This window comes from Ruegeria haliotis (assembly GCF_013377785.1).
In the GTDB taxonomy this organism is placed as follows: domain Bacteria; phylum Pseudomonadota; class Alphaproteobacteria; order Rhodobacterales; family Rhodobacteraceae; genus Ruegeria; species Ruegeria haliotis.
The window spans coordinates 1-21,357 of sequence record NZ_JABXWT010000020.1 but is presented as its reverse complement, the minus strand read 5'-3'; the positions used below and the strand labels follow the sequence as shown (position 1 = coordinate 21,357).

12 protein-coding genes and 2 pseudogenes are annotated in these 21,357 nt (G+C 55.8%); 9 read left to right on the top strand and 5 right to left on the bottom strand.

Annotated elements, in window-relative coordinates; all coding sequences use genetic code 11:
* Positions 1-57 precede the first annotated feature (57 nt).
* The 4 genes and pseudogenes from HW561_RS20655 to HW561_RS20640 all read left to right on the top strand — a co-directional run.
* A pseudogene (locus tag HW561_RS20655) lies at positions 58-228 on the top strand (IS6 family transposase); the annotation flags it as partial.
* A gap of 307 nt (positions 229-535) precedes the next feature.
* Positions 536-943, top strand: coding sequence for a VOC family protein (locus HW561_RS20650; protein WP_211198718.1), 408 nt, complete (start codon positions 536-538; stop codon positions 941-943).
* A 142-nt stretch (positions 944-1,085) separates the two neighbouring features.
* Positions 1,086-1,517, top strand: a pseudogene (locus tag HW561_RS24345) (IS110 family transposase); the annotation flags it as partial.
* Between the two features lie 793 nt (positions 1,518-2,310).
* Complete coding sequence (locus HW561_RS20640) at positions 2,311-4,845, top strand: cation:proton antiporter (protein WP_176867250.1); 2,535 nt, start codon at positions 2,311-2,313, stop codon at positions 4,843-4,845.
* 771 nt (positions 4,846-5,616) lie between these two features.
* Here the strand turns inward: HW561_RS20640 and HW561_RS20635 are convergent.
* The 3 genes from HW561_RS20635 to HW561_RS20625 all read right to left on the bottom strand — a co-directional run bounded on the left by HW561_RS20635 (position 5,617) and on the right by HW561_RS20625 (position 11,208).
* Entirely contained in the window at positions 5,617-7,710 is a 2,094-nt protein-coding gene (locus HW561_RS20635) for a M28 family metallopeptidase (RefSeq protein WP_176867249.1), read from the bottom strand.
* 16 nt (positions 7,711-7,726) lie between these two features.
* Positions 7,727-8,260 carry a histidine phosphatase family protein gene (locus tag HW561_RS20630; RefSeq protein WP_176867248.1) on the bottom strand — a complete coding sequence of 178 codons (534 nt, stop codon included), beginning with the start codon at positions 8,258-8,260 and terminating at the stop codon, positions 7,727-7,729.
* A 92-nt stretch (positions 8,261-8,352) separates the two neighbouring features.
* Complete coding sequence (locus HW561_RS20625; protein WP_176867247.1) at positions 8,353-11,208, bottom strand: hypothetical protein; 2,856 nt, start codon at positions 11,206-11,208, stop codon at positions 8,353-8,355.
* A gap of 433 nt (positions 11,209-11,641) precedes the next feature.
* On the opposite strand from HW561_RS20625, the gene HW561_RS20620 reads away from it, so the two are divergent.
* Positions 11,642-14,146, top strand: a complete 2,505-nt coding sequence (locus HW561_RS20620) for a DNA/RNA non-specific endonuclease (RefSeq protein WP_176867246.1) — start codon at positions 11,642-11,644, stop codon at positions 14,144-14,146.
* A gap of 650 nt (positions 14,147-14,796) precedes the next feature.
* A complete protein-coding gene (locus HW561_RS20615; protein ID WP_176867245.1) occupies positions 14,797-15,330 on the top strand; it encodes a hypothetical protein in 534 nt (177 codons plus the stop codon).
* 3 nt (positions 15,331-15,333) lie between these two features.
* Here HW561_RS20615 and HW561_RS20610 read toward each other — a convergent pair whose 3' ends face one another.
* On the bottom strand, positions 15,334-16,371 hold the full coding sequence (locus HW561_RS20610) for a hypothetical protein (RefSeq protein ID WP_176867244.1): 1,038 nt from the start codon (positions 16,369-16,371) through the stop codon (positions 15,334-15,336).
* A 70-nt stretch (positions 16,372-16,441) separates the two neighbouring features.
* On the opposite strand from HW561_RS20610, the gene HW561_RS20605 reads away from it, so the two are divergent.
* The 3 genes from HW561_RS20605 to HW561_RS20595 all read left to right on the top strand — a co-directional run bounded on the left by HW561_RS20605 (position 16,442) and on the right by HW561_RS20595 (position 19,649).
* A complete protein-coding gene (locus HW561_RS20605; RefSeq protein WP_176867243.1) occupies positions 16,442-17,212 on the top strand; it encodes a hypothetical protein in 771 nt (256 codons plus the stop codon).
* Positions 17,213-17,430: 218 nt separating this feature from the next.
* A complete protein-coding gene (locus HW561_RS20600; RefSeq protein WP_176867242.1) occupies positions 17,431-18,213 on the top strand; it encodes a hypothetical protein in 783 nt (260 codons plus the stop codon).
* Between the two features lie 122 nt (positions 18,214-18,335).
* A complete protein-coding gene (locus HW561_RS20595; RefSeq protein WP_176867241.1) occupies positions 18,336-19,649 on the top strand; it encodes a peptidoglycan-binding domain-containing protein in 1,314 nt (437 codons plus the stop codon).
* A 7-nt stretch (positions 19,650-19,656) separates the two neighbouring features.
* Here the strand turns inward: HW561_RS20595 and HW561_RS20590 are convergent, their stop codons facing one another.
* Entirely contained in the window at positions 19,657-20,961 is a 1,305-nt protein-coding gene (locus HW561_RS20590; protein ID WP_176867240.1) for a hypothetical protein, read from the bottom strand.
* Between the last annotated feature and the right edge of the window lie 396 nt (positions 20,962-21,357).

Sequence of the window (21,357 nt, the reverse complement as noted above, 5' to 3'; positions counted from 1 at the left end):
GTTGTAGTGTTGTGTTAGCAGCGGGTCTTTGAATTTAAAGGCGGGCGTTCAAACGTGATGATTAATTTCAAGGGCAGCCATTATCCAAAGTCGGTGATCCTGTATGCGGTGTTTTTCTATGTTCGCTACGGTGTCTCATATCGGGACCTTGAGGAAATCATGGCAGCGCGTGGCGTCGATGTCGGCCATGCCACGCTGAACCGTTGGGTGGTGAAGTTCTCGCCGCTGGGCGTTGTTCTTCATGTTCTCTAGTTGTTCCTCACAACGCCCAATTATGCACGTTCGGGGTACTGCCAAGTTGTTTGAACGTGCGATCACCCGAATGCAATTCATGAAAACGCAAGCTGACTTACCGCACCTGAAAGGCTTTCGTTACCCCCGTGAGGTTGTCGCCTACGCGGTTTGGGCGTACCCGGACCTCTTCTTTGAAAAGCGACTATAGAATAACGAGGGATCGTTCCCCCCGAGACAATGCACGGAGTGTGAGCAACCCACTTTGAAAGACCCTTTTGGAAGGCCAAAGATCAGAACAGGCGTGTACTACCATGACCCTGATCGCGCGATGGACTGGTTAGAGGCTGCGTTTGGCTTGACCCGATTGATCGAGGTCCGCGACAAGTCTGGTGCTCTGGTTCACGCCGAGATGCAGCATGATGGATGCTCGATCGTGATCGACGGAGAATGGGAAGACTTCGTATCAAGCCCTGCGTCATTGAAGGGCGAGACAACCCAAATCATCTATGTGCAGGTTGAAAGAGACCTGGATGCTCACTGCCGCAAGGCACGGCGGAATGGGCCGGAGATTCTCTCAGAGCCTGAAGAACAGTACTATGGTAACCGCCTTTACCGCGCCAAAGACACAGAGGGCCACATCTGGACTTTCTCTCAAGCGGTGAAAATTTTCGGCCGAGAGGGAGCTGAACAAGCAGGGGGGTCAACATAGCAGGTTGGCATGGGGCCTCAGCGAAAAATACCAACTCCTAGAACTTCCCAAGTGCGGTGAAGATGTCGAAATGGGATGTACCGGCTGCTTCACCCAGCAGGTTAGGCTTAGCCTAGTTTCACCTGCAAAAAGGAGAAGTAGCATGGCGAAGACTGAATTTGATGAGCTAATGTCGGTTGGTATCGATATTGGCAAGGATACATTTCACATCGTAGGATTCGATCCTGATGGTAAACGTGTGTTGAGAAAACAGATCAAGCGTCTCGCATTGATCGCAACGTTCGAAGGACTGCCGCGGAGTATTGTCGGAATGGAGGCGTGTTTGAGCGCACACTTTGTGAGCCGGACGCTGCGCAAACTTGGCTTTGAACCACGGATCATCCCAGCGATTTACGTAAAGCCTTTCAACAAGGGCCAGAAGAACGACTACAACGACGCGGAAGCGATTGCCGAAGCAGCTTTGCGACCCAATCTGTCGGTTGTTTCCGAGAAGAACCAAAAGCAGCTGGACCTTCAAGCACTACACCGTGTCAGATCACGGTTGGTGTCGCGCCGATGCAAGCGCAGCAATCGCCGTTCGCTGCACGGCGCACGAACTGGAAGACGTGGACAAGTGAACTTTCGCTACTTCTGCACCAAGGTCTGCTTTCCCCGTTTCACAAAGCGAGCTTGCGCTGCTATGAACGTTCAGTGTTGGGCTGTTCTGAAGCAAATTATCCCAAATGAAAGAAGGGATATTACCGCTTATCTTTGGACTGGCGATGGTATCATTTACAGTAGTCTTTTGGTACATTGGTGCAAGTCAAAGCCACGAAGCTGAGTTGCTAGCATCAGAGGTTAAGATGTTCTTGGAAAACCATAGAACTGAAAGTGCCGACCATTTGACTACTTATCAGCAGGCACGACAGCTGAACTTCTTAGTCCAAAGTCCAAATAGAATGCTCCTCAGCATGCTTTCGTTGGTGATAGCAGTACAATTTTTTTCTGCGTTCTTCCAAAACACCAAAGGGAGGCTAATTGTTCAAAAATTCTCTAAGGCTTGGAACTGGCGGCCATAGACGCCTGCAACTGATCCAAATTCGCCTCATAGCAGACCTTTGGGCAATTCGTATCATCATGCAAGATGGGCTCACTGCTGCCATTGGAACTGACGCAGCATCTAAGCCTGGGGCTTCATTGCGACCCTCAAGGACGGCCCATACCAGCCGTTCACTCACCGCGCAGGTGTCGCATTGCGACCCGTCATTCCTGACATTCGCTGCAACTGCACAGTCTGGACGAGTGTAAGTTCACACATTGATTCCACTTGGTCGATCCGGCTTAAAGGGAGGATTCCATTACTTCGAGTTCTCAGGTAATACGTATTGATGGATATCGTCGTCATTACGACCATCATAACTTCTCTTTTTGTTGTAATCGGCGTGGCAGAGCCACTGGCTGCGCGGTTGCGCCTGCCCTACAGCGTTATCCTAGCCGTTCTGGGAATAGTGATTGGCCTTGGCGCGGCATTCTTTCTCAACACTGACCTAACGGATGCGCTGAACCCGGGGGCGCAAGCGATTATTGATCTGCCGATCCGGTCCAACGTTTTTCTCTATGTTTTCCTGCCAACGTTGCTCTTTCAGGCAACGCTCGGCATGAACTTGCGCAGGATGCTGGACGACTGGATGCCCATCCTGATGATGGCCGTTGTGGCAGTGATTGTGGCAACACTGTCCATTGGCTATGCGCTCAGTTGGGTAAGTACGCTACCGCTGGCCGCCTGCCTGTTGATCGGCGCAATTGTATCGACAACCGATCCTTCGGCCGTTGTCAGCATCTTTCGATCGATCTCGGCACCGCGCAGACTGTCGCGAATAATTGAGGGTGAAAGCCTTCTTAACGATGCTGCTGCGGTTGCTCTTTTCGGGCTATTTATGAGCTTTGTCATGCTCGGGAGACCCGATCCGCTACTAAGCGAAGCCGTGGGGCAGTTTCCGCTGTTGATCGCAGGCGGAGCACTCACCGGTTGGCTCATGGCGCGTGTGGCGGTTTGGATGATGGCTTTTGTAGATCGCTGGGAAATGGCGCAGATTTCAATTTCCATTGCGCTGCCCTATCTCGCCTATATCGTTGCAGAACAAAGCGTCGGGGCTTCGGGTGTCATTGCGGTGGTGGCCGCAGGTCTTACGCTCAACCTCACAGGCCCCGGTCGTTTGTCACCGGCCGCTTGGACAAATCTGCAAGAAGTTTGGGACCTTCTGGCACATTGGGCCGGAGCGCTGATCTTTATTCTTGCAGCCTTGCTGATACCACGATTGCTGGAAGAGGTGCGGCCGTCCGACTTTGGCCTGCTGGTTGTGGTGGTTCTGGCCGCCATGTTCGCGAGGGCGGCAATTCTGTTCGGGTTGCTGCCACTACTTACGGCAATCGGTCTGTCACCTGCTGTCGAACGCCCCTATCGCACCGCAATACTGTGGGGTGGGCTGCGTGGTGCCGTGACGCTGGCTCTGGCTCTGGCAGTCACCGAAAGCACGCATATCCCGCTTGAGACGAAGCGCTTGGTCGGCATTCTGGCCACTGGCTTTACGCTGTTTACACTGATTGTTCAGGGTACAACCTTGCGCATGGTGATCACAAAACTGGGGCTCGACAGGCTTTCTCCGCTTGATACCGCTCTGTCGCGTCAGGTGGTCGCGGTCGCCTTACAATCGGTTCGCGAGGACGTGTCCCGCACAGCAGAAAACTATAACCTGACGCACGATATCGTCAGAAACGAAGCCAAACAGTTTAGTGAACGCCTGGACGAGGCCGTAAAGGCCGCTGAAGACAGCGCGCAGATCCTTGATCGCGACCGGGTCACACTTGGCCTTATTGCGCTGGCAGGTGCAGAGCGGGATTCCGTCTTGGCCCGGATGCGGGAACGCACCATGTCATCGGTTCTGAGTGAGAAGATTCTGTCCGACGCTGATCGACTCATTGAAGGCGCACGGACCGGAGGGCGGGTCGGCTATCAGCGCGCATCAAATCGGTCCGTCGGTTATGGCAGGTCTTTCCGGATTGCCGTGTTTCTGCACAATCGCCTCCGAATCTCGTTCCCACTCACTCGTATTACAACGGATCGATTTGAAAGATTGCTCATGCAGCGCCTGATCCTGCGGGATCTCGATGGATTCGTCCGCGGTCGCATACGCTGGATCCATGGCCGTCGGGTTGCGGAATTGCTTGATGAAGTGTTGGCGCGGCGATCCGAGGCGGTTGAGACAGCACTTGAAGGTTTGCGGCTGCAATTTCCCGGCTATGCCGAAAAGTTGGAGCGACGATTTATCCGACGAACGGCGCTGAGGCTGGAAGAACGTGAATACTCGGTCATGCGCGAAGACGGCCTTGTGGGCGAAGAACTTTATTCTGTGTTGATGCAGGAAGTGGCGACGCGACGTGCGTTATCTGAAGGACGTCCGAAACTGGACATCGCCCTCAAAGGACGGGATCTGGTCAGGCAGTTTCCGCTGTTTTCTGATCTCGACAAAGCGTCACTGCGGAAACTTAGCAGAGCGCTGCTTACCCGCTATGTCAACGCGGGTGAGACCATCATTTCCAAGGATGACTTCACCAAGAGTGTATTCTTCATTGCTTCCGGTGCGGTCGAGGTAGAGCTCGGCAGACACACCTCGCGGCTGGGGCGTGGCGAAATGTTCGGGCAATTGGCGATGCTATTGAAACGGCCCCGTCGCGTAAACGTGCGGGCGTTGGCACCCTCAACTCTGCTTATGCTCGACGAAGCACGTTTTCGGCGATTGCTCCGACGAAGTAAGGCCATGCGGGATTCTGTCAAGATGAGCGCAGATAGGCGCAGGATCGATCCAGCAGTTTTGGACCTGAATGAGCCGGCAGCATCCTCTGAAAACGGGGGCATTTCTTGAGAGGTCATCAATCGGAAAGGAACCGCGACAACTATAGCGTCATTTCACGTACGCCAGTCGGGTTCGGTTTTGTTGAATGTCTGCTCCAATCAAATGGCTTGGTCACTCGAAACAGCCCTCACTACCCTCAACATCTCGGACAATCGCCCCAGTTTCCGACCTCCCACTTTAAGAGCGTCAGTCAAGAAGTGCAGCTGTATGAGACGACTGGGTACGCGATCTGCGACAGATCCGGCCCTGAGCTGTCGTTCGCTTCAATAAGCATCTCTGCAATGCGGCTTCCAAAAAGCGGACATTGGTTGGCGTTTGCAGCAATCGTCCACTTTGGAGCCCGAAGTGCAAAACCTTGCGTGTGCAAAACGCGCCGCACATGTACAACGTCAACCGTTCTTGGGTGGTTCTGTCGACACCATGGTGGCGAGAGCACAATGCGTCAATAAATCGGACCTCCTATCCATGCGCAGAGTTCTTTAGGGGGCTAAGACACCAAACTGAGTTCGGAAAGTAACCCAGTTTTGTATCTTAACTTTTCTGGTGCTCCAAAGGACGTTTCACTAAATTTACCACTTTCCACTGCTAAGTTTCACAGGGTGCTGCCGGGTGCATTGAAAGTTACTGACCACGACCAGCAACCGCCCAGACGTTTGCCGTCAAAAAGGCTCGGTTGGGATACTCTCGGACAGTTTTCCGAAGAGCTAGAACGCAAGATACGGGCGTGTCACCTTGTTTTGCGAGCTAAAGCGACATTCGGAACAGATGCCGATCATCTTTTTATGATGCAATCAGTGTCACCATGCGGCCTACTGCACAGGTGATATCGCGCGCATAAGCTAGGTCTATGACTTGATCACTTTGCCGATGGTAGTTTGGATTTGGATCCGCTGACGGCTCGGTTGCATAGTTGGCGAAGAAGTCCTCACTGGCGAGCACAGCGCCATAGCCATGCTGGTGAAAAGCGGCATGATCAGAGCGATTGATTGCGCCGTCATAGACGCTCCGATCTGGCGCGCCGTTCCAGCTTGTTCCCTTATAAATCTGCGCTGGAGCGAGAACGCCGTATTCGGCGGCCGCAGCGGCCAGCTTGTCCGCCAGCGGTATGCTCAGGTCGCGTACGGCGGGATCTGTGTAGCCCGCATGGACTTCAAAGAGCCGGCTCGCATCTGAGTTAAACCCGATCATGTCTGCGCAGACTACGCCTTTGATCGGAGCGCCATGGCTCTTAAGTTCAGCGGCATAGGCCTTTGATCCGATCAGCCCCGACTCTTCGGCGTTGAAGAAGCAGAACCTGACAGTGTGGGTGAGCTGTCCGGCGAGACTGCGGAAGTATCGGGCAAGGCTCAAGAGAGCCGCAACCCCTGAACCGTTGTCGTCGCATCCAGGAGCCGCGTCACTGCCAGCAGAATAGTCAGGCTCAAAACCCGCGGTCGAGTCCATATGCGCGCCAACAATTACAATGCGTGCCCCAAGACCAGGCATCGGGCACTTGAGCTGCCACCAAGGAAACCACGGTTCAAGCTTCAGAATGCGCTCGATGTCGTATCGGATCTCGGCGTCGGAAAGCGCGCGCAGCCGCTCTCCAAAACCCTGCCCGGGAAAATCCCTTTCTATTTCGCGGATAACCGGGTTCCACGGCCGCGGCCTTGGGTCCCGCAGGATCCGACGGTAGCGTTCAAGAATTTCGCGGCGAATACGGAACCGCCCGACGCCGGGCAGATCGGCGATAATGTTGCTGTGCACTTGTCCGGCATGCGTGAAGTCGTGGCACCACGGGCTATACCCCATCGCACGCAGGTCGTTCATAAGCTGCGCTTCAGCCCGTTTGTTGTCAGGATGCGCCGAATGCCGGGATGCGATTGACCCATGAGCATCCAAATCCGTCACCCCTGTGTAGCGGTCCAGGTCGGACTTGTAGGACGCCGTCACGGTAGCGCATGACGGGCGCAGCCTAAGGATGGCCTTACGAATGTCTGGCCTTACACGGACGGACTCCAAGATCTCTGGAAGGCGACCGACCTCTGGTGTCTCAAAGTCGAAGCCGTCGGCGCGTGGCGGTTGCAGGAGCCCAGAATCAGGCGCAAGAAACTCGGAATGACCATGAGCACCGTGAACGTGGAATGCGTTTGCATCTTCGTCTGCCTTGAGTGAAATCAACACTTGGTTCTGCTCAGCATAGACCAGAGACCTTCCCTTAAGCGCTGCGCGCATCTCGTCTAGATTGCCATCGAGACGCGCCCACAAAAGATCCTCTGTCTGCGGGTCATAAGCCAAAGGTAACACCCCGAACTGCGCAATCGCGGCCTCGGCGAGATCTTCGGCTGACATGAGCGCAATCAGGGCCCAATCGTCGTCCACTTGCGAAGGTTGGAAGGACATTGGGAGCAGTCCGCGCTGCAAGGCGAAACGCTGGAGCGTATCACGAGGACCGGTCAACCGCGCCCCAATCGGCGCGTGCCCCCTCGCCATCATCGGCAGCAGCAAAGGATGCGGCGCAGGTAGAAACCCGGTCTTTTCAGCATCTCCGCGCAGTCGTCTGTCAGCCGAGACAAATGCCGTTGGAGTGCGGGGCACTTCGAGGCCCGCTAAGGCATCACCCGAGTCCTTTGCATAGGTGATCGGCGGAACCGATGTGATCTGCATTCCCAGTTGCTCGAAACCTTTCAAAATATTGTCAGAGAAGCCGGATGAGGTATCCGTCTGCGACGCAACCAGCGTAATCTCAAATCCCGCAAAGGCCGACCGGCTGGCTTCAAGGGCGGCGCTGAGACCAGGTGCCACATCAAGACCCAATACCTGACCCGACTGGTCCAGGCGCAACGCGCCGCTTGCCTGGTCGAGCATCACAATAGCACGGGTAATCGGGGGCATGATATTCTCCTTTTTGCTATGGCGTGGGTGCGCCAAAACGCATGCTTACGAGCCGGGAGGTGCACCACGCGCGGGAGATCACGAACATGCGGTCGAATTGGTGTTCGGCCAACTCGAGCACACCCGACGCGCCGAACGCTGCCGCGATGTCGTCCACAGTGTTGGAATGCGCCACCACCAGCACCGTTTGCCCAGCATGGTGCGAACGCACGCGGGCAGCTAACCATGCCGCATCAAGCGCTGGATAGTTGCTAAGCACCACACCTACAGCCGTCGCGGTCGGCGTCCCAGTTTGCCGAGAGCGGTTCGTATTGGTCACAAAGACTGCTCGAATACCTTCGTCCTGCAGCATATCACGCAACAATTCTGCGCGTGCCTGACCTGCGGCTGAAAGACTGGGGTCCGCACCTCCGGGTGCAATGTCGGCGTGCCGAACAAGAATGATCGTCGCCGTCCACAAGCGCAGCGCATAGCGCCTACGCATCACTGGTGTTGGCAAGATCTTGTGGACCGGAAAGCGGCGGGTGAGTATCGGGCGCTGTCTGAGCATTGACACTGAGCCTCCCTGAATGGTTCGTGATGGTGCGCCCCCGGGCCGTGGCAAATCTCGCCATAGTCGGAGGCGCTCTGTCATTGGGAAGTTCAGGCGTCCGTGTCGAAGCCGTCGTCGAACTCATCGAATTCATCGAGTTCGTCCATTTCAAATTCGTCTTCGAAATCGAATTCTAGCCGGATCGTTCGGATCGGGCTCCTTCCGCTTCGACTGATCTGTCCCCGCAGGATCTTGAGGATTTCCTCAATCGTGGGACGTCGCGAGACCACGACCGGCCGATCTTTCGGTTTTTCGTCTTCACGATCAGGCTTTTCCTCTTTTCCGGTGTCGAACGACAATTGGTAGGTCATGCCGCCCGAAATCTCGCCATCAAGATGGGTTACAACGTTGATTTTGTCGTCGCCCGCGGAGATTGCCTTGCGCGCGAGTTCTGGCTCGAACTGCTCGCCCGGCTCAATCTGCAGGACCACTTTCTGGGTCTCTCGCGGCCCCATCTCAAATTTGGTACCGCCCCGAGAAACAACCTTCATCTCCCAGCCAAGTCGGCGCATGAAGCGCGGCAATTGGATTTCGATCTTGGCCACGACCACCGTCTTGTAGGGGTTCCGGACCCAGAGGATGTGCTCTCTGAACCACTGCACCAGGGAACGAAGGCTCGGCAGAACCGGGTTAACGTTGCGCTGGCCGATGTTGTTGTCGAAAGGCACAAGCCTGTGTTCCGGAACCGTCCCGTTGATCGTTGTGTCGTTGCCCGCGTCACCATCGGCTTGTGCGATCGCTAACAGGCATTCATGCCCGACCTGAGTTGGTACGAAGGCGAAAGGACCAACGATGGTGCTTCCGCCAGAGGCAATTGAACCTGAGGCAGGCAGGCTCGCAGTGGCCATAGGCTGCCAATCGTCGGGGAAGGCAAGGCCAGTGCCCGGTAATGCGTGATAGGCATCCACCCTGACAGCGTGCGCGGTTTGCGTGCCACGGTTCTTGACGCGCACATACATGTAGTTTGTCTGCCCCACGATGGGTTGCTCATGGGCGGACCCACCATCAGCGGAACGACGCACCCACATGTCTTGGCACGACCAATGGTTTGCCTGGTATTGGTACTCACCGCCCCGCCCATCGTCGATATACACATCGACCGCCGGCGGGTTGCCTTCGGTGTTGACATTATTGCCTTGTCCTGGCGCGGCGCCAGGCTGGAACAGCCCCTGTTTCTCAAAGGACCAGCGGACGACCTTGTGAACGGCACCGCCCGGAATCCCCTTAAAGCTCGTAGTGGTCTTATCGGCAGTCTCAAGATTGCCTTCATAGACCTCCGGGAACTGCGTGGTAGAGGTCAGAAGACCAATCGCTTTGAAGATCAGAAAAGCTGTCCAATCTGCTGCGCGACGCTGCCCGGTCAGACTCGAAGCATCGCCGCCGATGGCGCGATATAGCCGGAAGAGTGTCGTGCTCAAAACCTGCTCGCCGCCATATTGCGTGTTCCAGTTTGGTCCAAACCACGCCCAGCCGGAGCCGATAGTGCGGTCATGGCGGCGGCTAATGCCCTGCACGCTGGCCAGCACCCATGGGAACGTAGCGAACCGGTCGTGCTCGTTCGTGCCGGGATCGTTTAGGATCGCGGCCAGGGCGTCACCGGCAGAGTGAGCGAACCCAAAGTTGGGACTGTTCACATGATCCCAAAGCAACGCGTGACCGAATTCGTGCCAGCAGACCCGGTTCGAGGTAGCAATCCCAATTGTCTGACCTGCGGCCAGCTTGCCGTATCGCAATTCGCGCAATCCATTACCGCTCGTATTACCAGGCGCCTGCGCGTTGATGTCGTCGCCGAGCGCGCGCGCGTCCACGGGTACTGGAAAGGTGGTTCCGTTGAAGTAGTTCTGAACGTTGAAACCATAGTCCTGCATCGTGCGGAACAGCCGGTCGTTGTTGTGATAAGCGTTGACCGCGTTGAAGTTCTCGGTCTGCGCGTTGTAACTAAAGGCACCGGCAGGTGTCCCGACCGTAGGTGGCGCCTGCGCTGGGACTTGCGTCTCGGTAACATGCACAAACTCACCGCGCAGATCCTGTGGCGTGTTGGCGACCAGGCCTTGCAGTGTCTGGTTGGTGCGGAACGGATTCAATTGCGCATTTGTGCTGTTGGCAGATACGTTCGCGCCTGTTTGGGTCTGCGGGTCACGATCAAAGACCATCCCGGTCGCGCATGCAACGAGCGCCCGCAAGTAGAGCACTGTGCCGGTTTCGGGCTCGACCAACGCGCGCCAGTTTACGGGCGACTGCCCCTTTCCCAGTGGCGCCTCAAAAAGCACCTCGTCGGCGATGTAGTGTTTTCCCTTTTCCAGACCGTCAAAATCAGGTTCTTTCAGCGCGGGGATGTCTGTGGTGTCCACAATGCACCCTTGATGCTCATGCCGCTCTTCGCGTTCCTCTGGCTCGTACCGGTAGATGACTTGCCGCTCGATCCGGATATTATCGGACCCTTTCAGACCAAAACCCAAGTATTTCTTGAGGTCCGACTTCCGGACTGGCCGTGTCTCAGTGGTGTCTGAAAAAGCTGTCGTGTTTTCGATCATTACGTTGCCGTGCGCGGACGATTGCAGCGATGTCATCGCCAAGCTATCACCATCCAAGGACATCCCGATCCGCGCACCGAAAACGTCGAGACCCATCAGCGTTTGCTGATAAACCACAACCTTGGTGCCGCCGATGTCCTTTTCGTTCTGAAAGGTCAGCATAGGATGCGATTGCGCGCTCTCAAGATGGGTCGCAGGGTCACCTTCCATCATGTTCCCGGCCAAGCCAGCCTCACCACGCGTGGAGCGCAAATACCAATCGGCAACCTGTTGAGGCGTCGCCAAAGGTACGGCGGACTCGAGCATCGGTTGTGTTGGATTGGTCATGTAGACCACTTCGCCGTATTCGTTGCGAATGACATTATCTACCATGATTTTCTCCCTCCTGAATGCCTCACTTCACGCGCGAGCCTAGGGGTAAAATAAGAAATAGTATAAAATGCTCCGACCGAAGGAGGTGCTGAATAATCTGTTAAAAATACACCATTAACGAGATTCGCACAAGAAAACACAACGTCAAGGCAGCAGCCTCGACCCTAAATACGCCGCACTTACTCAGTTTGACCTCGCCGACGTCATTTATCTTTGGTCGTCGAATGACGCGTTCTCAATTCAAGGCAAACATCGCCAAGAAAGTTCAGGTGACCTGTTTGAATCTGCAATCAATATCGCCGCAATCACCGGCTTCTGGCGCTGTGTCCAACACCTAGAGAGCCGCCCGTTTCTGTGTTAAGCTCCCACCATATTAACCAAAACCCCTTGTCGTCCGGCGTAGCGTATTGAGCGCATCAGAATTGGAGAGCGCATGACCCTAGACGAAATCGTCCGCGAGCGAATTCGCCAGTGCCATTCGGACATCACCTATTCGCTACATGAAATTCGCAACAACAACCCCTATGGCGGCGAACCGAGCTATGAACGCGTCAAACGCCGGATGCAGCGCAAGATGCACCTGACGCCGAGCGATGCCAAATTCCTTAGTGCTCAAGTTAGGCGTCAGTCTTCGCAACGAGGTGTCGCCGCTGAAGCTTACACCGCCGAAGCAGGCGTTGACGCCGAACTAGCACGCGGCAGGGCCGAAGCCATTTGGGGCGACACGGTGGATTTCGTCTCTGTCGCATTTCTGGAGATCGGTGCGCGCAAGGCCCGGTCCGTCGGTCGCGTCGCCTTCAAATCCGGGCAGCCCAACGGCACTGGCGTACTGATTGGCTCGGACCTGTTCCTGACCAACAACCATGTGATCGACAGCCCCGCAAAAGCCGAGCAATGCCTGCTCGAATTTGACTATGAACGTGGCCTCACTGGGGCCGTACGCGAGCCCACACGTTTCCGTATCGACCCGTCCCTTTTCATCACACATCCCATCAACGGGCTGGACTACACCGTCTTTGCAGTGGGTGCGAAATGGGACGGTCCCGAAGTACTGGTCGCCTATGGCAACGCGCCGCTTTCGGATGCGGGCGACAAACACATGATTGGGGAATTTGCCAACATCATACAGCACCCGCGTGGGCGCTTCAAAGAGGTGGTGCTGCGCGAAAACCGCCTGGTGAATCGCTTCGATGATGCGCTGCACTATCTCGCGGATACCGAGCGCGGCTCGTCCGGCTCGCCCGTGTTCAACAGTGAATGGCAAATGATTGCGTTGCATCACTGGGGCGGACCTTGGATTGATGGGGATGATGTCGACGATCCATCGTCCTTCGAGATCAACGAAGGCATCCGCATCAGCTCCATCGTGCGCAACCTGCGCACGCAAATGCGTAGCCTACCCGCCTTCCAGCAGGAACGCCTCGCATCCGCGCTGAACGCAGAAGGCATCGGGGCAAGCCCAAGCAGCACGGCACGCAACACCCCCGCCCCCCAATCCGGTTCAAGAGTCGAAGTGGCCGAGGACGGCACCGCAACATGGACCGTACCGCTGGAGGTTTCTGTGCGCATCCCCGCACTGGCCGGACAGCCTGCCCCCGAGCCAACCGCGACGACGCCCCAAGCGTCTTCACCGACCGCTGAATCCGACAGCTTCTCGGATCGGCGCGGCTATTTGCCGGACTTCATCCCCGGCTTTCACGTGCCCCTGCCTCAGCTTGGCCCGGGACTACGCGACGATGCCGCCCCGCTCTTGGACCCGGTCCCCGGCGCCAACCCGTTTGAGCTCAAATACCACCATTTCAGCGTCGTGACGAACAAACGCCGCCGCCTTGCGTTTTTCACCGCCTGCATGATCGACGGCAAAACCGCCAAAAGCATCGGGCGCTCCAGCCGCAACATTTCCGATCTGCAAGCCACCGACCGCGGGCTGGCCGAAACCGTCGCTGGGCTCGACGGTGCCGAAGCCGACAGCTGGTCAACCGACAACCGCATTGACCGATCCCATTACTCAGGCGACGAAATCTACAAAAAGCAAAAAGTGCCGGGCTTCCCGAACCCCCGTTCCAAGGACCGCATCGCGCGCATGTTCCAAAAGGGCCACCTCGTGCGCCGCCTGGATCCGGCATGGGGGGACGACAACCGGGCCCTTGCCGCAGAACTGGATACGTTCTTCTGGACCAACGCCGCGCCGCAGGTCGGGTTCTTCAACCAAGGCACCGCGGACGAGGAGCAACCGGGCACTGGCAAGGGCAACCTCTGGCGCGCCGCCGAAAACTACGTACTGCGCAACGCGGTCGCCGAAGACCAGCGCGTCGTCTCCTTTACAGGCCCCGTATTCAGCGACGACGACCGCCCCTTTCGCCATATCCGCATCCCCGGAAAGTTCTTCAAAATCACGGTTTGGGCCGAGAACGGCCAATTGCGGTCGCTGGCCCTGCTCGTTGACCAATCCCAAGTCTTCGACGCCTGGCCCGAGTCCTTTGGCACTCAGGAATTCCTCGACACCGCCACCGAAGCCGAAGCATTTCTTGATGCCAATGAATTGAGCCGCGTGCAGGAATTCCTGTCCACCATCGAAGAGATCGAAGACCTGACAGAACTTAACTTTGGCACCGCCGTCCGCGCCGCCGACGTGCGCAAAGGCCAAGGGTCCGCCGTTGTCGAAACCGACGACGATCTACCTTTGAACGATGGTACGCCAATGACCGCGATCCCCGGCGCTCTGGATGTCCCGGACGGGACCGAAGATGACCTGACCCGCATTCGCGGCATCGGCGCATCGCTGAAACGACTGCTCAACGCCAACGGTATCTTTCACTTCCACCAAATTGCCGTGTGGGGCGATGCAGAGATCGAAATCGTCAGCAACCTGTTGCGGTTCCCCGGACGCATCGAAGGGGACAACTGGGTCGGTCAAGCACAGGCGCTGGAAAACTAACGACGAAATGGTAGTGTCTATACCGGGAGAGGCTGTCTAACCGGTCTCAATTCTCGCATAAATCTAGCGTTCAACCACCCGATCATTTGCCGAAACTCCAAGATGACTGCCGATACCGCTTTAGAAGGAACGAATCCAAAAAAGTCGGTAACGGCCCACAGGAGACATTCAGCGGGCCTTGCCACGCCGCGATGCGGCTTTCGCTTGCGCAGAAAATGTTCGTAGTCGCAGCGGTGAATTTTCGGCGATGCAGCGGATTTCACCAAGCCTGCTGTTCACCCATATCGTTCCCACCGAATTTCAAACCGCCCATTCGTCGCGCCTAGGCTGAACCATCTTAACGCGGAAAAACCGACCTTCGCAAACAACTGCAGACTCGAAGACCAGCACCGGTATTGCGTGGTAAATCCAGTTGTTTCAATCATGGGGCCTCTTGGTGCATCAGCAATTATGTTACTGCCTAGCCTATGTTCGGCGAAAGACGCCCTTGACAGAATTGCCATCTACGATTTTCCTGAGTTCAGATTGGTTTACCGACAGATCATCAGGGCGTTAAAGAGGACATCAATTTGTTTGAACTAGTTAAAACTGTTTGCACCGCGGTCTTTCTTTCGAGCGGTATCGCGCAAGCTCAGAGCTTCGAAGATGTCATGGGTCGCGCGCAAGGCGCTGTCGGCGACATTTCAAAGTACCAGCAGGCTTTGCAGAATCCCGACCTGAGATTGCAATATGCGCTTGTTCAGGAAATGCTCAAACTTCAGGATCCTGCGTTGCAGCGGCTTGCCAAGGAACACGCGCTGTTTTCGACCAACCCTGTCATGCGCGAAGCCGCGATCAAAGCCATTCTGGACAGCGGTGCAACCTTGCGGATCCAGGTCGCGGGAGAACAAGAAAAATATGTCTACGTGAGCAAGTGGGCGAGCGGTTTAGGCGGCACGTTTGTTCAAAATCGAGGTGAAGTTCTGGTTGTTGTACCGCCTGCTGTGAATGATGCTTGCTGGGGCGACAAGGATCGCTGCATATTCCGCCAAGTCGGCTCGACGCTACAATACAACCCTCACATTGTTAATCTCAGCTACCTACCCCGCTTTGTACTGACCCTTGGAAATGACGGTGTCTTACGTGGTACCGCCTCTAATCCGACCGGTGAGACCTTGCAGGCCCAGATTGACCTCAAGGAATAATCTCTACTCGATGACCAACTGATCCAGCCTCACATCCAGGTCAGGGTTCCAAACATCCGTCAGTGTGATCCGGACGCGTCGGCCAATCGTCCCTCCGGTGGTCATCTCGAACACACCGTTAGGTGCCATGTCCGGTGCAAACAGGCGCGCCCAATAGACTGTGCCCGGCAGGCCGCGATCAATTTCGACTCCAACCTGACGCGGCGGCGTTGTCGTTTGATCCGGCAGTGTTTTCATCGTGATCCGATTGATCTGAACCAGTTCTTCGTTGGACAAGGTGATCTCAAAGACAAGCGGTGTCCCAGACCATTCGGCAATCCATGGCTCATTCAGGGAATCCGGTTCAAGCGCGACAACCCCGCCGCCGTCACCGGCACCAAACCCTGTGACACGAAAACCCAACCCATCTTGCGCCTGAGGCATGGCGCGTGCTTTCGGGTGGTCCGTTGACAGGTTGGCCCCAACCAGGGCGGCGATCCTGTCCATCCTCAGAAACCTCGCCTCGGCCGCCGAAGTCGAGTCGATCGCAATTCCGGCAGGACGCCCAGCGACGGACAAAAGCGCACCGGAAAGCCCCTGCATCACCTCGGCGTCTGTGCCAGCGTCATTGATCCGAACGGTCACGAAACGTTCGTCGACATCCACCAGCGTTGCACCGAGCCGGTCAAAGAATGCCCCACCGAAATGAACGCTTTTGATCATGCCTATCTCAGTGTTTTGCAACGTTTGAGACAAGTCAGAATTGAGCAAGCCGAGATCGAGCTGGCATCTGTTTTGCAGATCTCCCTCGACAAAAGCCAAGGCCAGATCAGAGCCCTGATCGCGCCAGAAAATCTCGGCAGTACCAGTTTGTGCAGGTTCAGCAACCGCCAAAACGATTCGGGATTTGCCGGCCGAGACGTGATTGGGCAAAACCGCGTAGCAAAGCCCACGATTTTGAAACAATACCGCCTGCCCAAGTTCATCGTCTACCATGGCGACATCTGCGGCCGCAGCGGGCAAGGCCCATAGAGCAAACAGGAAAAGGCTTCGCAGGTTCATTGCAATCGTCTATAGTTTTCCAATGTAACCAGTATCTACGAAAATTGATTTTATGCGACAGCTAATTCCAATGATCCTGGCAAGTGTGTTGCCTTTGTCGGCCATGGCCGAACCTCAGCCCCTTGTAGGACGCGTAATTGATGAAGCCGAGTTGGATCGCGCGTTAATCTCCAAGCCAAGCTGGTTGCGAGGGTTGCACATCGTGGGTCAGGATCTTGGCGATGCAACACCACAGATACTAACAATATTGCCCCGAAGCTGGCTAGCACAGGAATTCTGTGCACGGATCACCTCGATCAGTGGCAATTATGCCGCGATCGCGCAGTTCGTAGCCCCTGAAACCTATGATAATCCTAACACCTCGAAAGTCGAAGACGATCCCAGCGTCGAGTTCAATTTGAGATTTGATGAATTGAAGAGCTCGTATGTCGAAACAGTTACACCCAACAACAGCGGTGTCGCGCTGGAGCTTGGGGCTTGCGCTGACACCGAAAACGCTGGGCAGCCCGCTCGCCAGTTCATAGCGAATTATCTAAATGAGATCAGCAACCCAAAACTGACCAGTGATGGAGACATACAGGTGTTGTTGAACATGAACATCGCGCGCGCCGATGAGCTGATCTTTGAGGCTGAACTGGACGGTAAAGAAATCCGGACCTCGTGCCAGAAATTAAACGTCTCAGAGGCGCTGGCCTTCAATTATCGTTGCATTCTTATGGTGCCACCCGGGCAATTGGCGGCCAATGATGGCGGATTGATCAAGGTCAGTTACAAGCGTTTGTACCGAGGCCGGACCTCGGACTCGCGTAGCGCTGAGATACTGATCGGAGCGAAACAATAGAGAGCCGTTTCCCACGCCTGTCCGCAGTCAGGAACTGGCTGCAATCATTCCGCTTCATCCCGACCAGCCGGGGCACGATAAGTAGGGTTGTGGGTATCCTTTTGCTTGGGTGGCTGGTCATCTACTACGTCCCGGATCGCGAGCAGTCCTTTGCGGTTTCGGCACGGACCGAGGTTGTCCGCGTTGAAATCGTTGACGACACCTCTAACGAATGGTCGTTGCCAGGGGTCGAAGCTTGTTTGCGTAAGGAGCCGGGCGAGCATGCAAGCGAACTGGCTTGGTGCGACCCTTCGAATTTTATGGGCAGGAAACTGGGTGAAACGGCCATCCGCTGGATGGATGGTTATCACCTCACATTCCGCTCATTCGACAAACAGTGGATCGAAGTGCTTGTCGAGCATGAGGAAGGTGCAAAGCCTGTCTTTCTGATTGGTGACGAGAAAATCGACAATGGCTCTGTTCTTCGCATCCCTTTTTATCACGACTATGGCCGGACGGTGATACCGGTCCGTGGCATCGCGACGATCGGTGAAGTGCCAAGCGCCACAGATTCCTTATTGCTACAGGAGGGGCGTTACGAGATTCGTCAGGAATTGGGGCTACTTTGGAAATATCCCAACGTGGTCAAACAAGGCACGTTCTTTCCGGGCGACCGCGTCAGTTTTGCCGTTCAACCAAAACCAGGCTGGCGGCGCTGGTTTGGTCTTGCGCAAACAGCAGGAGATACCTCGAAAGACGTTCCTGCGCAGATGTTCATTGCTGACCTTGACCCAAAAGACAACGGCGTCGATCTGGTCGCAACCACAGAACTGAAATACAGCGCCCTGTGCCTGGATCGGGTAGGTGTTATTGAAAAGCGCAAATGCCTGCCGGTATCGCCGACCGAGCGTCTGAAGGAAGACGCATTTCCCGTCGCATTGGCTACTATACTGGGGCTGATTGGCAGCCTGGTCGCATTGGCAAACGCCTATATCTTACCCACACCGAGACCAAAGAGTTAACTCTTCTACTTTAGGGCGATCTGCCGTCAGGAGTTTCATATGGACGTTAAGTGTGAACCCGGCTAACCTCTAGCGCATTCAAAATAGTTCACTTCTTTCAAAGTTGCCCGGGGGGCTTCGTTATGAAAAAGCAATCCATTGCCACTATTGTTGCTGCATCCTTGGCCGCCTCTGTTCCGATAACGGCAGCGGCTGATACCAAAGATTTGCTGATTGGTGGGGTTGTCGGTGCGCTAATTCACAAGGGCATCACCGATAATCAGAAAGCCAAGAAACAGCAGTCGGTTGTGACTCAAAAGCCCAGCTCTGGCACCGGCGTGAAATCCCCGGCCAGCCTCAATAGTCAATATACCCGCGCAGAGCGCATTCAGATTCAAAGCGCATTCCGGGATCTGGGTTACAACATCGGTACGGTTGATGGTGTTCTGGGCAAGAACAGCCGCGTTGTTATTAGCCAATACCAATCTTCGCTGGGCTCGCCGCAGACCGGCCAACTGACGCGTTCGCAATTTGTAACGCTTCTTAGTCAGGTGCCAGGCTCCACTCCCGTCTTTGCCCGGCGCGAACTGACCCGGGACGAAGTGCGCATGCTGCAACAGGGATTGCAGACTCTGGGCTATTATCACGGGGGCATCGACGGCTCGAACGGGCCCGGCACACGTGGGGCGACCAATACGTTTCTGGCCCAGCAGGGCATGAATCCCTCCACGACGACACCGGTGCAAGGTCTGGTGATGGCACGCACGGCAGCCGGGCTGCAATCACCGCCATATCTGTATCAAGAGGCGAACGGCCAGAATGCTATCGCACAGCCCCAATTGCAGGCCGGGTTTGGTACGCAGCCGCAACAAGCCAACCCGTTCGGAGCACCCGCTGCGCAGGGCTTTGCTCCGCAAAACCAACAACCGCAGCCCAACCCGGTGTTCGGGGCACCCGCCTCGCAGCAGCCGGTGCAAGCCTTTGGCGCTCCGGTGCAGCAACAACCGGCGGCGGGCCAAGGTAGCTTTGTTGCCGCGCCAGCCACCCCGCAACCGGTGTTCGGTGCGCCACAGCAACAGCAGCCGACCACCTCGACCCCAATATTTGGTGCGCCTCAGCAACAACAAACTGTCACACCACAAGTGACAGCACCCGCGAATACGCAACAGAATTTGTTCGCTCCCGCCGCTCCGCAGCAGCAGGCCCCGCAGCCCAGTGCTCCGCAAGGGAGCGGCGGGCAGACCACTACTCTGTTCGCCGCCGGAGGGGGCGCTGCAACGCCTGCGCCACAGCAACAGGCTCCGCAAAGCAGTCTGGACATCTTCTTGGGCACAGCCCAACCACAACCAGCGCAGCCGCCCGGGCAGATTGCTGGTCAAACCTTGCCTGCCACCACCGGCGGAGACCTGTTCAATACGCCGGCCACACTGGCCGTGACCAGCACGGTCGGCAACTAACGAAAGTTTACTCGCTGGCTTTCGGTGCGGTGGCTTGTGCCTGCTTTGGAGGCTGGGTTGCGATGAACCTGCCTAAAATCGGGTAGGCGTTTGTCTCGCTTATCTTACCGTTAGGATCCACTTGCAACACCACGGCTCGCCCCGTCACCGGTGCGGATGACGCGGTGACATTGTTGAAATCAACCTCGCCATAGATTGTGAGATAGCGTTTCGCGCCCGGTGTGTTGGGTAACGCAGGCACCTGCCGGTTCAACTGGGGGGCGGCAATACGCATGATGAAGCTGGTGGCCCCCACGGCAGCGGAGCCCGATACCTCATATGTCCCCCCAGCGGTCACGCCGGTTCCCCGACCTTGCCCTTTGCCCTTTGCGATGGCCCTGAAACCTTCCTGCTCCAAAGTTACGGTTGCGTCCAAATTCAAGGGTTCGGATTTCACAGCCAGCTTGGTCGCGACGTCCAGATAGTTGGGCTGTCCAAGCGTCGGATGTGCGAAAGTTCTTGCGCGCACAACTGAGTTATCTGACAGACCGAACAACTGCGCATTGGTCGGAATGACCTGAACCCGATACGTCCCATCGCTGGCTGCCAGCACCTGATAACCCACAATCGAGTAAAGCTGCCGACCAAACTGTTCGAACAGTGTACGCGCGTCTGCGGCGTTCACCTGCAGTGCATTCGCAAAAGGAAACCCAGGTGTTTCGGTTTTTCCCGCTTCATTCACGATCTTGAAATCCCAAGGGAAAGTATTCGTCTCTACAGACGTACCCTGCAGCATCTGTGTTGCGCAGCTGCGGCCCTGTCTGGAGCTCATGGACTGGCCCAACTGTTCACCGATGCTTCGTATGCTACTAAACGGGAGGTTGCCGGTGGCAAAATCATACTCACCCGTAATGACCTGGTAACTGATCTCGAAACGCTCAGGGATTGTCTTGTCGGCAATGACCTGTTGCAGTTGCGGCAAAGCTTGGAACGAACGCGTAAAAAAATCCCGCCTCTCAAATTCGTTGCTAAATGCTTCGTAGCAATTGTTTTCCAGCTTGGTCGAAATCAAGTATGATACAAAGTTTACATAGAACTGCTGATCGTTCATCAAGCTTGGATTTGCTCGTAAAAACTGAAACAGAGCCCGCGCGTAGGCGTTCTGCATTGAGAGGTCATTTGCCGCCGACACAAGGTCGACCGAAGAAGCCTTCCCGGATTGTGAAGCTAGGTTTTGAGCGTAGCCTAGCCCAGCTATAAATTGTGAGAATACCAGACCCGTGAGCCCGACTACCCGATTAAGGGATAGTAAATACTTTTTTGTCCAGAACATGCTGACCTCGCAGCTTACCAAATACCCCCAAAATGCTAACACAACTCTGAACATGATCCAGTATTTTCATAATATGTTCATGCAGCTTTTGCCGAATTAGCTTCCCCTGAGCCACTCAAACGCCGGCAATCACAACCAGTTTCCCGACCCCGCCGCTTGCTGAGGGGAGTAGGTTCCGTTGCAATCTTTGGACAATACCGCCGATGGCGGTACCGATTGGCCTCCCGATATTGGCCCTTAGTTTGAAGCAGAACCGCCCGCAGCGTTGTTGCTGCGGGCGGTTCTGTAACGTTGGTCGTGGGAGGGCGCAACCAGGCTCTGTCGCAAATTTTTTTATGGATCAGAGCGAGCGGTTTTTCTAGACAGATTTATCCCGCGAGCTCAGCAAACTGGCGA

Excerpts from the sequence above, each read along its gene's own strand:
- HW561_RS20625 (WP_176867247.1), bottom strand. The coding sequence starts at position 11,208 with ATGGTAGATAATGTCATTCGCAACGAATACGGCGAAGTGGTCTACATG.
- HW561_RS20620 (WP_176867246.1), top strand. The coding sequence starts at position 11,642 with ATGACCCTAGACGAAATCGTCCGCGAGCGAATTCGCCAGTGCCATTCG.
- HW561_RS20610 (WP_176867244.1), bottom strand. The coding sequence starts at position 16,371 with ATGAACCTGCGAAGCCTTTTCCTGTTTGCTCTATGGGCCTTGCCCGCT.
- HW561_RS20615 (WP_176867245.1), top strand. The coding sequence starts at position 14,797 with ATGGGTCGCGCGCAAGGCGCTGTCGGCGACATTTCAAAGTACCAGCAG.
- HW561_RS20605 (WP_176867243.1), top strand. The coding sequence starts at position 16,442 with ATGATCCTGGCAAGTGTGTTGCCTTTGTCGGCCATGGCCGAACCTCAG.
- HW561_RS20590 (WP_176867240.1), bottom strand. The coding sequence starts at position 20,961 with ATGTTCTGGACAAAAAAGTATTTACTATCCCTTAATCGGGTAGTCGGG.
- HW561_RS20595 (WP_176867241.1), top strand. The coding sequence starts at position 18,336 with ATGAAAAAGCAATCCATTGCCACTATTGTTGCTGCATCCTTGGCCGCC.
- HW561_RS20640 (WP_176867250.1), top strand. The coding sequence starts at position 2,311 with ATGGATATCGTCGTCATTACGACCATCATAACTTCTCTTTTTGTTGTA.
- HW561_RS20630 (WP_176867248.1), bottom strand. The coding sequence starts at position 8,260 with ATGCTCAGACAGCGCCCGATACTCACCCGCCGCTTTCCGGTCCACAAG.
- HW561_RS20635 (WP_176867249.1), bottom strand. The coding sequence starts at position 7,710 with ATGCCCCCGATTACCCGTGCTATTGTGATGCTCGACCAGGCAAGCGGC.